The following is a 15,509-nucleotide window of genomic DNA, read 5'->3' as shown; positions in this document are numbered from 1 at the left end:
CCTCTCCCGCGGAGTCGCCTTGACCATCCAAACCGCCCCTATTGCCCTGGACTTTGACGAGGGTATAGACCGAAAAACGCTGCGCCGGCTGCGGGACCGGTTCATGGCTGTCAACGGGCAGCGCTGGGATCGTGCCCATTCGGCCCTGACCTACCGGCAGCAGGCGGTCCTGGAAGTGTTGCCACTGGTGTTTCATCTTAATCACCCGGCTCTGCCCGGTTATCTCGACAGCGACTGCCCCTACGGACTGAGCCACTATCGACCCCCTGAATCCACGCTGAACGCTGCCCGGCGCCTGGCAAGAACCTTTTCACTCAAGGACGAGGGGCGCAGAAAGCCAGACCTGGAAGCCCTCTTCCTGATGGGCAGTCCCGGTACCCTGGGCCATTCGGTGGCCAGTGATCTGGACATCTGGCTGTGTCATCGTCCGGATCTCTCGGAGCGGGGCGTGCAATGCCTGGAGCGTAAGGCGCAGAGTCTGTCAATCTGGGCCGAGAGCCTGGGGGTTGAGCTCCATGTGTTTGTGTTTTCCGCCGCCGACTGGCGTGCCGGAAGGCAGCGGGCGGAAGTGACCGGAGAAAACTGCGGCAGTTCGCAGCACTATCTGCTCCTGGATGAGTTCTACCGCACGAGCATTCACCTGGGGGGGCGTTATCCATTGTGGTGGCTGGTCCCCGTGGAGGATGAGCAGCGCTATGACGAGTGCGCCCGACAGCTGATTGACTGCCGTTTTATCCGGAGCGATGAATACATTGATTTCGGCCCCGTGTCCTCAATACCGCAGGAAGAATTTCTGGGAGCTGGAGTCTGGCAGTTGTACAAAGGCATCGACATGCCCTGGAAGTCGATCCTTAAGCTGCTGCTGATTGAATGCTATGCCCGTAGTAATGAGATTAATGGGAGTAACGAGAGCAACGAGAAACCACTGTTGTCTCAGGTCTTCAAATCGGCGGTGTACTCCGGCGAAACTAACCCTGATCGGCTTGACCCCTACATACTGCTGTATGAACGCCTGGAGCAGTGGCTGCTCGAAGAAGATGCCCCTCAGCGCCTGGCCCTGGTGCGTCAGAGTCTTTATCTCAAGGCAGGACTGCCGCTGACCCGTTCGGCACAGGCCCTCTCCGGTTGGAGAGCCACGCTTCTGCGGGCCCTGGTGGAATCCTGGGGCTGGTCGGCGACGGAGTTGAAAGACCTGGACAACCGTATCCGTTGGCGTGCAGAGGACGTGGTCACGCTTCGTCGGGTCGTGGTGGCCGAGTTGACCCACAGCTACCGGCTACTGTCTCGGCTGGCGCGGGACCACGACACCGGCGCGGCCATCAGCAGCAATGACATGAACCTGCTGGGACGGAAGCTGTATGCCGCCTTCCAGCGTAAGGCGGGCAAGGTTGAGCAGATCAACCCGGGGCTTGCCCCCTCGCTGGTGGAAGAAAATCTTGCGTTCCACCATCAGTCGGAGCAGGGCGGGTCGGCCGGTCATGATGGCTGGTTATTATACCGTGATCTTGAAGACCCGTCCGATGCGCTCTGGCAACCGGTCATCCGCCGTTCGGGCAACCTTGCTGAACTGCTGGTGTGGAGCTATTGCAATGGCTTGCTGACCCGGTCCACACGATTGAATGTGAGATCTGGTAGCAGCGTTGCCTCGGTGGCGGAACTGCGGGAAATGCTGGATGCGCTCGGTGCGTTCCTGCCATTTCCGGTTGAGCCCGCCGATCGGGAGTCCCTGTCCCGGGGCATACACCCGCTGCGCAACCTGCTGTTTGTCAATGTGGGGGTTGACCCGCAGGCCTATCTGACCGAGCGGGGGCTGCACAAGCTTAGCGCCCGTCACGACTCACTGGGTTTCAGCGGAGGACGGGAAAACCTGGTGAGCACTATTGATCAGGTCACCTTCAATAGCTGGCACGAGGTGAGTTTGCAGCACTATGCTGCCGGAGACACGCTGGTTCAGTGCCTTAAAAACGTGCTGGCGTCGGTGGCTACCGCTCCGGACCGGTTGCCGGACATCATGGTTCATAGCCACAGCACGGGCCACGGAGCCGCCATTGCCCGCCGGGTACGTGAGCTGTTCAAGGACGTGATTCGTTATTTCTTCGCCGGTGGTGTCGGCCCCCATCCGCTGCGCTATGTCATCGAGATGGATCGGCGATTCTTCCTGCTTCAATTCAGTGGCACCGAGCCCGGATTTGTGGCTCTGGACAGCAAAGAAACACTGATGGTGTATCTGTCCAAGCCCCAGGAATCCTACGTACCGGTGGTATTTGACCAATACGCCTTGCTGGATGATAGGTCATTGCGCGCCGTGTGCCATGCCAGCGAACCGGATAATATCCAGGTGTTCTACCGGGTCACCGGAGAGACCGCGACGGTGTGGGTTGTGGATGAACTGGGGTCGGTATTCAGCTGGCAGCAAGGCTACACCAACCGTCGCTTCCTGCTGGTGCCCTTGCTGCGATTCCTGGAGAACTTGATTGAACGCCGGCAGTTGCGACAACTGGACGCCGTGACCGATGTTTCCGGTGTCCACTGCTATGAGATGGTGCTTCGCGATAGCCAGTGGCGTGTGGAAAGGCGGCCAGACGCCGACAGCAACGTGCCTCTGCCGGGACTGGATGTGCAGGCCATCGGCATTCAGGAGGGCGATTCCCGGGTGCGTTTCGACATTTTCTGCGGCGATCAGGAATTTACCGTCCAGGAGTATGGAGATCAGCTGATACCCGCGGTGGCCCACTATATTCACTCCCTCCGCCAAAGTGACGAACGCTACCCGGTCTACCTGACGGATGTTCACCTACCCCATGACCTGGATCCACAGATATACCAGCAGCATATCCAGACCATCCAGTATCTCTACTACCGTACCGAGTTGGAAGATTTGCTGAACCGGCATCTGTAGTATCCGGAATCGTGGGTGGTAGCATCTCGCCGGGCGCGGCCTCACTCAGGTATACTGCGTGCATACAGACAACGGGGGCAGCTACCCATGAAGCCAGGACAGACACTTACGTTCCTGCTGGTGATGGTCGTGTTTCTGGTTGGGTGTGGCCAGAAGGGGCCGTTGTATCGTCAGGCACCTGCCAGTGACGATGCCGCAACCGAGCAGGCCGCACCCAGTCAGAAATCCAGCGAACACGACAGCAGCGAACCGGCTGAAGACCACTAGGTTCGGCAGGCTGCCCCGATAACAGGCTCAGGAAATCCATGGATCACTTCAATTACCGCAGCGGTGAATTGTTCGCTGAGAACGTGGCGGTTGAGGACATTGCCCGGCGTTTTGGTACGCCAGCCTATGTCTATTCCCGCGCCACCCTCGAGCGCCATTACCGCGCCTATGATGATGCGCTTGCCGGTCGGCCACACCTGGTGTGCTACGCCGTCAAGGCCAACAGTAATATCGCCGTGCTGAACGTGTTGGCAAGGCTCGGCGCCGGTTTTGATATTGTGTCTGCCGGAGAACTGGAGCGGGTGATCCGTGCTGGCGGGGATCCTGCGAAAACCGTCTTTTCCGGGGTCGGCAAACAGCGCTGGGAAATGCGCCGCGCCCTCGAGGCCGGTGTTCGCTGTTTCAATGTGGAGTCCGACACCGAACTGGATCGCCTGAACGAAGTGGCGGGTGAACTCGGTGTCAGGGCGCCGGTTTCCCTGCGTGTGAACCCAGACGTGGACGCCGGTACCCATCCCTATATCTCCACCGGGCTGAAAGAGAACAAGTTCGGCATCGACATTGCGGAAGCGCCAGCCGTCTACGAGCGTGCCGCCGCCATGCAGAACCTGGACATACAGGGTGTGGATTGTCACATCGGCTCGCAGCTCACGTCGGTGTCGCCTTTCCTCGATGCACTGGACCGGGTGTTGGAACTGATCGACACCCTGGCACAAAAGAACATTAATATCCGACACTTGGACATGGGCGGCGGCCTGGGGGTCACCTACGATCAGGAACAGCCACCGCAACCGTCGGATTACGTGACCGCGCTGGCGGAGCGCCTGGGCGACCGTTCGCTGGAGCTGATCATGGAGCCGGGGCGGTCCATTGCCGCCAATGCCGGTATCCTGCTGACGCGGGTGGAATTCCTCAAGTGCACTGAACATCGAAACTTCGCCATCATTGATGCGGCTATGAACGACCTGATTCGTCCCGCGCTCTACAGCGCGTGGCAATCCATTGTTCCGGTAACGCCCCGTAACGACGGCGACGAGAAAGATTGGGATCTGGTCGGGCCGGTGTGTGAGACCGGTGATTTTCTCGGCAAGGATCGCAAGCTGAGACTTCAGGCGGGCGATTTGCTGGCGGTTCGCTCCGCCGGAGCCTATGGTTTTGTCATGAGTTCCAACTACAACACCCGTAACCGCCCACCGGAACTGATGGTCGATGGTGAACAGGTGCACATTGTGCGTCGGCGGGAAACCCTGGAAGAACAGCTTGGCCCAGAAAGCTGTTTGCCGGAATGAGTGGGGAGGCGGAGATGAGTCAGTCACGGCGCAGTCAGGGCCCAATGCTTAACTTCACCAAGATGCACGGTCTTGGAAACGACTTCATGGTGGTGGACGCCATCAGTCAGCCCTTTCGTCTGCGCCCGGAGATGATCCGCGAACTGGCCGACCGGAATTTCGGTATTGGCTTTGATCAGTTGCTGGTGGTTGAGCCTCCGGGGCTGCCCGATGTGGACTTCCGCTACCGGATATTCAACAGCGACGGCTCGGAAGTGGAGCAGTGCGGCAATGGGGCCCGCTGTTTTGCCCGCTTTGTCCGCGATCAGCGACTGACCAACAAGAAGGTGATTCGGGTTCAGACCGCCAAGGGCGTTATCGAGCTGAGAGTCGGGCGTGCAGGCATGGTGACCGTCGATATGGGGGTGCCGGAACTCAATCCTCCGGCGATACCGTTCGCCGCCGATCGCCGCAAGGACGTCTACACAGTGGAACTCGGCGGTGATACCGTGGAACTCACTGCCGTCTCCATGGGTAATCCCCATGGGGTGCTACTGGTGGACGACGTGGATACCGCCCCGGTAGGCGAGTTTGGCCCCAGGCTTGAGAATCATCCGCGGTTTCCTGCGCGGGCCAACATCGGGTTCTTGCAGATTATTGACCGGACCCACGTTCGCCTTAGGGTGTTCGAGCGTGGGTCCGGCGAAACCATGGCCTGCGGCAGTGGTGCCTGTGCGGCGGTGGTTACCGGCTGCCTGCGAGGGCTGCTGGACAACCGGGTGGATGTTGAGCTGAAAGGCGGGCGCCTGGTTATCGAATGGCAGGGTGAGGGGGCCCCTGTTATGATGGAAGGCCCGACGGCCAGCGTTTTCGAGGGTCAGCTTCGCCTGCCGGCAGACCAGCCCCCGAGACGACGTAAGAGCACGCGGCACAGCGATGCAAAATCCGGCACCAACCGACAGAACAATCGCCATCGCCAGCCGGCCACATCAAGGCCCTGACCATCAGGAGAGCAGCATGACAGAACAAACGGCCCACAAGAAGGCCGAAGGGCTCACCCGGGAAGCCGTCGCAGATTATCTGCGGAATAACCCCGATTTCTTTATCGATCAGGACGAGCTCCTGCGCAGCCTGACCCTGCCCCACGACAGCGGCCGGGCGATCTCGCTGGTAGAGCGCCAGGTGCACCTGTTCCGCGAACAGCGCGACACGTTGCGCCGCGAGCTGGTAGAGCTGGTGTCCATTGCCCGCCACAACGACCGCCTGTTCGAAAAGAGCAAGCGCCTGCTGATGCAGGTGATCGAGGCTCGCAACCTGAATGATATGGCCGCCGCGATTGATGACAGTATCCGTGGTGATTTCGGTCTGGACGCGGCCTCGGTGATTCTCTTTACCGACAGTGAGTTGCCGGCAGCGGCGCAAGGCGCCCTGCACGTGGTGTCGCCGGACGTGGCGAAGGCGCGCCTGGGCGGCTTGCTGGAAGGGGACCGCGCGGTTTGTGGCCAGTTCCGTGAGAGCGAGCGCAGTTTCCTGTTCCCGGACCGGGAGGAACCCATTGCCTCCGTGGCGCTGGTGCCGCTGCGTAACAACGAACTGGTCGGGGTGTTTGCCGTGGGCAGCTGCGAGCCCGGGTACTTCGACCAGAGTATGGGCTCACTCTTCCTGACCTACATCAGCGACACCCTGAGCCGTCTGTTGCCGCCTATCCTGCAAAGGCATGCCGCCACGTTACCTGTCACCGATGTGGTCGCGGAGTCCCGCTGACCATGTCGCCGGCTGACGGGGAAACCGGTCCGGCTGCCACACTGGCAGAGCCTGTGGTCGCGTTCCTGCGTTATCTGGCGTCGGAGAAGCGACACTCACCTCGCACCTGCGGCAGTTATCGCGATGATCTGAACCGCTTTGCTGTGTGGGTTGAACATCAACCGACACCGGCCTGGCGGTCGATCACCAGCCACGACTTGCGACGATACGTTGCCCAGCTCAGCCGTGAAGGCTTGGGCGGTCGAAGTATTGCCCGTCACCTGTCTGCCATTCGCCGGTTTTACGAATACCTGTTACGGGAACACCTGGTGGTGGACAATCCCGCGCTGGACATCCGGGCTCCGAAGTCCGGTAAGCGTCTACCGCGGGTGGCGGATGTGGACCAGCTTAACCATCTGCTGGACGCCACACCCGATGACCCGCTGGAAATTCGCGACCTGAGCATGTTCGAGCTGATGTATTCCTCCGGGCTGCGGTTGTCGGAACTGGCAGGGCTGGATCTCCAATCCGTGGACGTCCGAGGCGGGGAGGTCCGGGTGCTGGGTAAGGGCCGCAAGGAACGACTCCTGCCGGTTGGGCGAAGGGCGTTGGAGGCGCTGGCTCAGTGGCTTGACGTGCGCGGAGCGATGGCGCCAGACGGAGAGAATGCCCTGTATGTGAGTCGACGAGGTGATCGGCTCAGTACCCGCAGTATCCAGTCCCGCCTTAGCAAGTGGGGAATGTCGAAAGGGGCGGACCAAAGACTGCATCCCCACCTGCTTCGGCATTCCTTCGCCAGCCATATGCTGGAGTCCAGTGGCGACCTGCGAGCGGTGCAGGAGTTGCTGGGCCATGCGGACATAGCGACGACCCAGGTCTATACTCATCTGGACTTCCAGCACCTGGCAAAGGTCTACGATCAGAGTCATCCCAGGGCTCGCCGGCGTCGTAACAGGCAGGAAATATAGCATCGTTGAGGCATCAGTCACGGAATAGGTGTCCAGTAAAGGGCCAGGAGCGCTAAATGTCATCGGATTCATCCTGGAAGGATAAGTATCTCCAGGCACTTGAATGCTCAGATCAACGTGAATCGCATTGGGAAGCTGAAAGAAATCTGCTTCAGCGGATGCTCGTGCGTACCAGTCTGGCGTCCGAAGGGCAGACTGCGGAACTGGACCGTTTGCTGGAACGGGTTCGTGACGAGCTACGAAAGCCCCCTCTCAACGCAGACAGCTGGCGGGATTTGCAGGAGAGAATTGACCGTCAGGTGGCATCCCTGGACGACCGCAAATCTGAATCCACGGACCGGCTGAGAACGACATTCGAGCAGTTGCTGTCGGAACTGCGCTCCCACCCTTTGTTCAAATCCGGCAAAGACCGTATTCGTGAACTGGAGAAACGACTCCGGAAACCGGAAACCCTCCAACTGGATGCTACCGAATGGTTGGTCGATCTGGCATGGGTGTTGGAAACAGGGCTGGGCAGTGGTGACGGGCGGGATCGCAAGCGAAGTCGGTTTGGTCGGCTGTTTGGAAGCCGGGGAAACCAGGAGTCGTCCGATCAGCCAATATTGGCGGAAGCCGCCGAGAACCTGCCCGCACCGTCCGCCGTTGAGCTGGCAACTCCTGGCACCGAAGACAGAGAACGCCTGAAGATTGCGCGTCGGGTTGGTGAGCTGCTGGGTCACATGCTCGATCAGGTGACGCTGGAGGCTGCGTCGGAGGCAAGAGCCCGACGGCTACAGGAGTCGCTGTTGAGCAGCGATAACTGGGAGGAACTGCGCGAAGGGCTGAGCGGCGTGGCGGAACTGGTGATCGCCGCGGTTACCCGGGGGCAAAGGGAGTTCGAGGCTTTTCTCCGTCGTCTCGATGAACGGCTGGACGCGTTGCGCCAGTGTTTCACGGAGCAGGCGAATGCGCAGGCCGGGCGACTGGATGCCTCGCAGGAGTTGGATCGCGATATTCGCCAGGAACTAAGGTCGTTCGGCCAGCAAGTGGAAAGCAGCGTCGACTTCGACGAGCTGAAAGACTCGGTTAGCCAGCACCTGGAGTCGATCAGTGGTGCCGTAGAGCGGTTTCGGGAGCAGGAGTCCGAGCGCGAGCGTAACCTGTCGCTGGAACTGGAGCTCATGCAGGAGAAGCTGGTGACGATGGAGACCCAGTCGGAACAGGTCCGGGAAAAACTCAGGGAGGAACGCGAGAAAGCCCTTACCGATTTCCTGACTCAATTGCCCAATCGGGAAGCCTGGCAGGAGCGACTGTCGTTCGAGTACCAGCGATGGCAGCGTTATCGTCATTCACTGTCGGTCTGCGTGCTTGATATCGATTTTTTCAAGCGTGTGAACGATTCCTATGGGCACAAGGCGGGTGATCGCGTGTTGCAACTGGTTGCGCGTGCCCTCCGTGAGCGGCTGAGAGCAACCGACTTCATCGCCCGTTTCGGCGGGGAAGAGTTTGTGATCCTGCTGCCGGAAACCAATGTGGACAACGCCCGGGTGGTATTGGACAGCATGCGTGGGCATATTGCGGCATTGCCATTTCATTTCCGGGGAGAGCCGGTGACGGTGACGTTTTCAGCCGGGCTGGCGGAATTCGATGGCGACGACGACGAGGATGATGTGTTCGACCGGGCCGACAAGGCTCTGTACCTCGCCAAGGACTCCGGCCGCGACCAGGTACTTATTGCAGGGCGCGATGTCTGACTCAGTGTCTCATCAGGGCATCGAGTTCATCGATAATTTCCGCCCAGTCAGAGTCGTCCTCGAGGCCTTCTTCGAGGAAATGTGACTGGCTTTCCGACCAGAAAGGGGCATCCTGCAGGGCAATTTCCGAGGGAAGTGGCGAGTGTTTGGCGATAAAATCCTCAATGCTGACGCTGTCGGATGGCATGCCGAGTTGTTCAAAGAGCGCGCTGAAATCGTGTTTGCTGGTATCCATGGTTATGGTTCTCCCCAAGGTAGCCGGTGCTTTAAAACGCTGTGGGCACGATCAGAGTAGATCGGGTAACCCGCTGAATGCAATCGGAAGAATTTACGGGTATGGTTCCCTGAACTGTAGCCGAACCGGTGAGGATATCCAGTGAGGTCCGTTTTTCATTTTGTGCTGTTGCTGACCGCTATTCTGGTGCCCGGCGTGCCCGCTGCTGAGCCGCCGCAACCCTCTCCGGCGCCGGTGCTGGGTAGCGAGGATCTGCGCTGGCTGGCGGAGAGAGAATCGTTCCGGGTCGGGGTGCGAAGTGGTCAGGTGCCGCTGGTGTTTGATACCGGCGAGGGGGAGCTGGCGGGCATCTTCATTGATTACCTCAATCGGCTGTCAGAGAAGCTTGGTGTGCCTATTGAGCCGGTGTCGGCTCCGGAAGAACAACTCGGTGAATGGTTGCAGGATGGGACCCTGGATGCCCGGTTGAGTACCCATCTGGCCCATCGTTCCCCTCCTTCCAATGTAGTGCTTTCCTCGCCGCTGATGAGTTTGACCTATGGCATATTCGTTGGTGCCGATGATGCAGGCATTCGCACGCTCTCGGACCTTGAGGACGCGAACATTGCCCTGATCACCAACGATCCCAACCAGTTCGCATTGCTTGACCCTGTCGATAGCTTTTCACCCGTGCCGGTTTCCAGTATCAGCGAAGCCGTTGGCAGGGTGTTGTCAGGACAGGCGGATGCGTTTCTGGGCCCGGTTCCGGTGGTGTCGGACTATCTGCAGTCTGCCATGGTCAATGGGGTTGGGGTGGCCACGCTGCTGAACCAGCAATCGGTCGACGTGGTGCTGGAAATGGCAGCGGAGAGTCACCAGGAGAATGACCAGGAGCGCGACCAGTTGTATCGGGTGCTCAACCAGGCAGTTCTGGCGATTGACCACGGTGAGCACCGGTCGATCCGCCAGTCGTGGTTGCAGACCGAGTTGCCGGAACTGGATCCCTCCGCCATTTCCCTCTCGGTTGACGAGAGGGCATTTCTCAATCAAAACCCGAATCTTCGAGTGGCCTTTCGACCGGACTGGCCGCCGTTCGAGTATACCCAGAATGGTCAGTCTGCCGGGCTCGTGCCGGATTTGGTCAAACGCCTGGAAGAACAACTGAACATTCGCTTTAGCCGTCAGGTGATGGACAACAGCGCCGATGAGGAAAACGCTTTGCGTTCGGGGGAGGTGGATATACTGCCCGCAATGTCCCGAACCCCAAGGGTCGAGGAATCTTTCCTGTTCAGCCGTGCCTATTTGACCGTTCCCATTGCCCTTGCCATCCGTGACGACGGTCGCTTTATCGGCGAATTGAGGGAGCTGAGAGACGAAAAGGTGGGTGTGGTTAACCGCCAGGCGGGGCATGACTACCTATTGATCAACCACCCCAACCTCGACCTGTACCCGATGACGTCCATCGAGGAAGGCCTGTTGGCCCTGTCCAACGGCGACCTCGATGTCATGGTGACTCATATTCCGGCAGTCAGCTATACCGTTGCCCGCCTGGGGTTGTCCAACCTTCGGATAACAAGCATCACGCCTTACCAGTATGAGCTAAGGTTCGCCGTCAGTAAGGAGCGGCCTGAATTACAGCGCATCCTCAATAAAGCGCTGGGCAGTCTGGATGCCACCGAGACCGAGTCGATCTACAATCGCTGGATCCACCTGGATATCGAACAGGAAACGGACTACACCGTGGTGCGTCGTATTGTGCTTATCGCCCTCGTGGTGGTACTGATCTTCCTGTACTGGAACCGTAAACTGTCGCGGGAGGTAGACGAGCGAATCCGATCTGAAAACGCACTACGCCGCAGCGAAGACGAGCTTCGGGCGGCCAAACTGGAGGCGGAGCGCCTGGCGCGGGAAGCTGAGGCGGCCAGCCTGACGAAAAGCGAATTCCTCGCCAATATGTCCCATGAGATCCGCACGCCGATGAACGCGGTGATTGGCTACAGCGACTTGCTCAGTAATACCGTCAAGGATCCCCAGCAACGCAATTACCTGGATGCCATTCGCGCGGGCAGCCGCAGCCTGTTGATGCTGATCAACGACATCCTGGATCTGTCCCGCATCGAAGCAGGAAAAATGCGGCTGGAGTATTCGGCGGTATCGGTGCGACGGCTGCTCAGTGACGTACGCCACATATTCGACCTGCGCGCCACCGAGCAGGGTATCTCGTTGGAAGTCAGCGTTGATTCCAAGATGCCGGCGGCAATGATGCTGGATGAAACGCGACTGAGGCAGGTGCTTTTCAATCTTGTTGGCAATGCCATCAAGTTTACCCATGAAGGTGGTGTGACAGTCCGTGCCACGGCCACACCGCGAAAGTCATCGGAGAAGCCGGTCGAGGAGGCGGACAGTGAGGCTGATCGTCGCTGCTTTTACCGTTTGGTTGTGACAGTGTCTGATACCGGCATCGGTATTCCTCCTGACCAGCAGGAGCAGATCTTTGACGCCTTTGAACAGCAGGAAGGGCAGAACACGCGGCGTTATGGGGGTACGGGGCTGGGCCTGGCCATCAGCCGCAAGCTGGTGCGGATGATGGGTGGTGAACTACAGGTTGAAAGTGAGCCTGGGTCGGGCTCCACCTTTACGGTCAAGCTTCCTCGGGTTGAGGCAACGGGCGCCCAGGCCGAAGACGATGGCACACCCGAGGAATCGGAGCGTCTGCTGGCCCAGACACTCAGTATGCAGGAACGCGGATGGCTGCAGGAACAGCTTGCACGAGATTTTGGCGACGAGTGGGAGACGGTGCGGGAAAGCGGCGATCCGGAACAGATGAAGGATTTTGCCAACCGGGTGCTGGTATGGGGTAAGCGGTTCCGTTCGCCCTCGGTTACACGATATGGAGAGAAACTGCTGGCGGACGTGGAGGCGTTTAATCTGGATTCCGTGAACAGTGCTCTCGAATCCTTTCCGCGCCTTCTGGGACGGGATCAGTGACTGGAACGTGTCAGAGGCAGTCGAACTGCGACTTGCGGTCAAAGGCGACGGCGACCATGTCGTAGCCCGAGTCGGACAGCGAACGAATCAGCTCGCGATCTTTCAGCAGAGCCATGCAGACCCGGTGCACGTTGGCCTGAAGTTGTTCCTGGGGCGGTTCGGACTCGAACCGGAAATCGACGATCAGGTATTTACGCTCGACAGCCGATGTGGCGGGAATGTCTTCACGCTCAATGCTTTCATAGCCAATGTAAGTGGCTTGTTTATCGGGGAAGATTCCACTGAGCAACACGTCCAGGTTGCCAGCCATGACCGGTTGTGAAGCCAGTGCCAGTAACAGGCTGAGAGCGCCGGTGATGCGTTTGATGGCCATGAGAGCCACTCCTTTGGAATCGGTTCGTCGATCAGTGTAAACATATGTAACGTTTAGTTACTGTTGATTATCGCAGAGTGCGAACGAGTTTGCGCATTTTTTGCGCGCATTTTTCAATTGTTTGCAATGTTCAGAAGATCCGTCGGCTGGGTGTGGATTTCCGGAGCCTGCCAGGATCAACTACTATGGATAAAAACAGAAGCGCATAGAGGCAGGATGATGTTCCAACTCGTCTTTAAAGGTGAATGCACACCGGGGACCGACCCGGCAACCGCTCGCAGTAATGCCAGAACCCTGTTCAAGGCAACGGTGGACCAGATTGAGCGTATGTTCAGCGGTCAGCCAGTTGTTATCCGCAACAAGCTGGAGGAAGTCCAGGCGGAAAAGTACCGCTCGGTGCTGCAAAAGCACGGCATGGTGGCTTATGTGCAGCCCATGGAGGGCGCTGTCACCTCTGCCGCGCGTACGGCACCCGCCGCTCAATCACCGTCAGAGCCAAAACCAGTACCTTCAGCGCCTCCGGCGGAGCCGGCGCGCAATGATACCAGATCAGGAAGCGCCGTTGCCGTTGAGCCGGGCGACCGCTTGCCGGTGGCGGGCGACAAGGTCGACAGCATTCTTTCCGGGTCCGGACTGACACTTGACCCCGTTGGCGTCACGCTGGAGGAGCACCGGGAGGCTCCCGCTCCCATGTTCCAGCACCTGGACGACTGGTCGCTGGCGCCTCCGGGCAGCGACCTGGGTGTGAAGCGTGAGGTTCCACCACCGGTTGTGCCAGATGTCTCCCACCTGTCGCTGGCGGACGAGGATCCCGCAGACGATGCCTGACAGTTGGACGGGATGATGTTACCAGCTCGATTGATTGGCCTCCTGCTCGCGATGCTCGCAGCCATGCCCCTCATAGCTGATGTTGGGCGGCCGAAAGTGGGCCTGGTGCTAAGCGGCGGTGGAGCCAAGGGCATGGCCCATGTGGGTGTGCTGCGAGTGCTGGAAGAGCTGAAGGTGCCAGTGGATATTGTGGTGGGTACCAGTGCCGGCTCTGCCGTTGGGGCACTCTATGCCTCCGGTATGGAAGTCCAGGAGATTGAAGAGCGCTTTATTGAGATGGACTGGGTATCCAGTTTCCGTGACGACCCGGGACGTGCCTACAAGCCCGTCAGGCGCAAGCGCCAGGGCTGGCGCTATCCCGTATCCCCCGGTATCGGTGTGCGCCTGGACGGCCTGCATTTGGGTGGCGGTATCATAGCCGGCCAGAACCTGGGTTTTATTCTCAATGAGCTCACCCGCGATGCCGCCCTCGTTGAGGATTTTGATGAACTGGCCATTCCATTCAGGGCAATCGCCACGGATCTGGAAACCGGTGAGGAAATTGTCATCGGCAGTGGCAACCTGTCGGAAGCCATCCGCGCCAGCATGAGCATTCCCGGCGTCTATGCACCCGTCACGCTCGATGGGCGTTTGCTGGTGGACGGAGGCGTGGCCAACAACCTGCCGATCAGTGTGGCTCATGAGCTTGGAGCCGATATTGTCATTGCCGTAGATATCACTGATCCCCTTTTGGAGCGGGAGGATATACGCGAGGCGTTTTCTGTGGTTGGCCAGTTGACCACCATGATGACGCGGCAAAATACCGAGCGACAGCTCAAGTTGCTGGATGATCAGGACATCCTGGTTCGGCCGGATCTGAAGGGGCTGTCCTCGGCGGATTTCTACGAGGCCCCGGCGCTGTTCGAACTGGGCGCCAGCAGTGCGCGTGGTCACGCCGGTGAGCTTCGTCACCTGAGTGTCAGTGACGATGAGTGGGACCGATTTCGCAACCGGTTAAAGGCACACTCGTTCAGCCCGGGTGTTATCAGCGACATTCGCATTGATGACCGTTCACGCCTGGCGGGAGATTTCCTTCGCGAGCGTATACGGCAGCAGACGGGGGAGCCTCTGGACGTGCAGGCGTTGGAGGAGGATCTCAAGCGTATCTACGGCCTCGGTTACTATGAAACCGTTTCCTATTCGCTGGTGCCGACCGACGGACCGGGTACGGATCTGGTTATCCGGGTGCGCGAGAAAAGCTGGGGGCCGAACTACCTGTCCTTTGGCTTGAACTACGAAGACAATTTCGAGAACGATACTCGGTTCAATGTCGCCACATCGTTGCGGATGACCGGCCTGAATGCCCTGGGTGGTGAGTGGACAACCGGGCTCCAGTTAGGCACCCAGCCCCGGGTTCGAACCGAGTGGTTCCAACCACTGGACTACGGCTTCGAAAGATTCCTCACTCTGGGCGCTACCTATTCCCGTGATAGCCTGAGCGCGTTCGATGGCGAAGGCGAGCGCATTACCGAAGTGGATATCACCAACCGCCAGGTTGATCTGGCTCTGGGCACCGAGTTGGGAGTGAACGGCGAGGTGCGTCTTGAATATGTGCGGGGCTACGCCACTGTCGACGAGCAGATTGGCGAGCCTATGGGGCCCTCTGGTTCGATCCAGAGTGGCAGTCTCCGGCTCCAGCTCGTTCACGATTCCCTCGACGATACCTTCCTGCCGGAATCCGGCGGGTTCGCTGGTATTCGCGGCCGATTCGAGCGCCCGGGCCTTGGGTCCGACCGTCACTTTGATTCAGTCACCGTCATGGCCCTAGGCACCGCAAGCTGGAGACGGGCCAGTATCACCGGCTTGTTGTATGCCAATGCGGTCACCAAGGGCGTTGCCGGCATCGAGAATTCAGTATTGTTGGGCGGCTTTCACCGGCTATCGGCATACAGTCAGGGCGAAGTGGCGGGAGAGGATGCGGCCCTGGCGGGCGTCTTCGTCCGCCAGGAATTTGGCGGGCCGTTTGTGCCCTGGTTTGCCGGAGCCGGGTTCGAGACTGGTAACGCCTGGTCCTCGCTGGGGGAAGCTCGCTGGAACAACCTGTTGCGCTCTGGGAGTCTGTTTGCCGGCATTGAAACCTTTCTGGGGCCGGTACAGATTGCCACGGCCTACAACAACCGGGATGACTGGAGTGCCTATCTCAACGTCGGCTTTTCGTTTACCCGCCTGTTCGAATGAGCTGCCCGTTG

Annotated in this window: 12 protein-coding genes; 10 read left to right on the top strand and 2 right to left on the bottom strand. The window is 59.3% G+C overall.

The window, feature by feature from the left end:
• The first annotated feature begins 19 nt into the window (after positions 1-19).
• The 7 genes from R1T46_RS00585 to R1T46_RS00555 all read left to right on the top strand — a co-directional run bounded on the left by R1T46_RS00585 (position 20) and on the right by R1T46_RS00555 (position 8,878).
• Positions 20-2,899 carry a class I adenylate cyclase gene (locus tag R1T46_RS00585; RefSeq protein WP_317307043.1) on the top strand — a complete coding sequence of 960 codons (2,880 nt, stop codon included), beginning with the start codon at positions 20-22 and terminating at the stop codon, positions 2,897-2,899.
• Between the two features lie 87 nt (positions 2,900-2,986).
• Positions 2,987-3,166, top strand: a complete 180-nt coding sequence (gene lptM, locus R1T46_RS00580) for an LPS translocon maturation chaperone LptM (RefSeq protein ID WP_041332617.1) — start codon at positions 2,987-2,989, stop codon at positions 3,164-3,166.
• Positions 3,167-3,204: 38 nt separating this feature from the next.
• Positions 3,205-4,455: a diaminopimelate decarboxylase gene (lysA, locus tag R1T46_RS00575; protein ID WP_317307042.1), complete on the top strand. Its 1,251-nt coding sequence runs from the start codon at positions 3,205-3,207 to the stop codon at positions 4,453-4,455.
• A gap of 14 nt (positions 4,456-4,469) precedes the next feature.
• Entirely contained in the window at positions 4,470-5,435 is a 966-nt protein-coding gene (gene dapF / locus R1T46_RS00570; protein WP_317307041.1) for a diaminopimelate epimerase, read from the top strand.
• 16 nt (positions 5,436-5,451) lie between these two features.
• Positions 5,452-6,198, top strand: a complete 747-nt coding sequence (locus tag R1T46_RS00565) for a DUF484 family protein (RefSeq protein ID WP_292046257.1) — start codon at positions 5,452-5,454, stop codon at positions 6,196-6,198.
• 2 nt (positions 6,199-6,200) lie between these two features.
• Complete coding sequence (gene xerC, locus R1T46_RS00560; protein WP_317307040.1) at positions 6,201-7,145, top strand: tyrosine recombinase XerC; 945 nt, start codon at positions 6,201-6,203, stop codon at positions 7,143-7,145.
• Positions 7,146-7,201: 56 nt separating this feature from the next.
• A complete protein-coding gene (locus tag R1T46_RS00555; RefSeq protein WP_317307039.1) occupies positions 7,202-8,878 on the top strand; it encodes a diguanylate cyclase in 1,677 nt (558 codons plus the stop codon).
• Between the two features lies 1 nt (position 8,879).
• Here R1T46_RS00555 and R1T46_RS00550 read toward each other — a convergent pair whose 3' ends face one another.
• Complete coding sequence (locus R1T46_RS00550) at positions 8,880-9,113, bottom strand: DUF2789 domain-containing protein (RefSeq protein ID WP_292046260.1); 234 nt, start codon at positions 9,111-9,113, stop codon at positions 8,880-8,882.
• A gap of 141 nt (positions 9,114-9,254) precedes the next feature.
• Between R1T46_RS00550 and R1T46_RS00545 the strand changes: the two genes are divergently transcribed.
• Positions 9,255-12,080: a transporter substrate-binding domain-containing protein gene (locus R1T46_RS00545; RefSeq protein WP_085681686.1), complete on the top strand. Its 2,826-nt coding sequence runs from the start codon at positions 9,255-9,257 to the stop codon at positions 12,078-12,080.
• 10 nt (positions 12,081-12,090) lie between these two features.
• Here the strand turns inward: R1T46_RS00545 and R1T46_RS00540 are convergent, their stop codons facing one another.
• The gene (locus R1T46_RS00540; protein WP_036203070.1) at positions 12,091-12,453 is read right to left on the bottom strand and encodes a hypothetical protein; all 363 of its coding nucleotides are present in this window, start codon (positions 12,451-12,453) and stop codon (positions 12,091-12,093) included.
• Between the two features lie 219 nt (positions 12,454-12,672).
• On the opposite strand from R1T46_RS00540, the gene R1T46_RS00535 reads away from it, so the two are divergent.
• Positions 12,673-13,281: a hypothetical protein gene (locus R1T46_RS00535; protein WP_075195035.1), complete on the top strand. Its 609-nt coding sequence runs from the start codon at positions 12,673-12,675 to the stop codon at positions 13,279-13,281.
• A 12-nt stretch (positions 13,282-13,293) separates the two neighbouring features.
• A complete protein-coding gene (locus R1T46_RS00530; protein ID WP_317307038.1) occupies positions 13,294-15,498 on the top strand; it encodes a patatin-like phospholipase family protein in 2,205 nt (734 codons plus the stop codon).
• Positions 15,499-15,509 lie beyond the last annotated feature (11 nt).

Origin of the sequence: Marinobacter salarius, assembly GCF_032922745.1 — a bacterium.
GTDB lineage: Bacteria > Pseudomonadota > Gammaproteobacteria > Pseudomonadales > Oleiphilaceae > Marinobacter.
The sequence above is the reverse complement of the archived record's forward strand: the minus strand, read 5'-3'. Positions and strand labels throughout refer to the sequence as shown.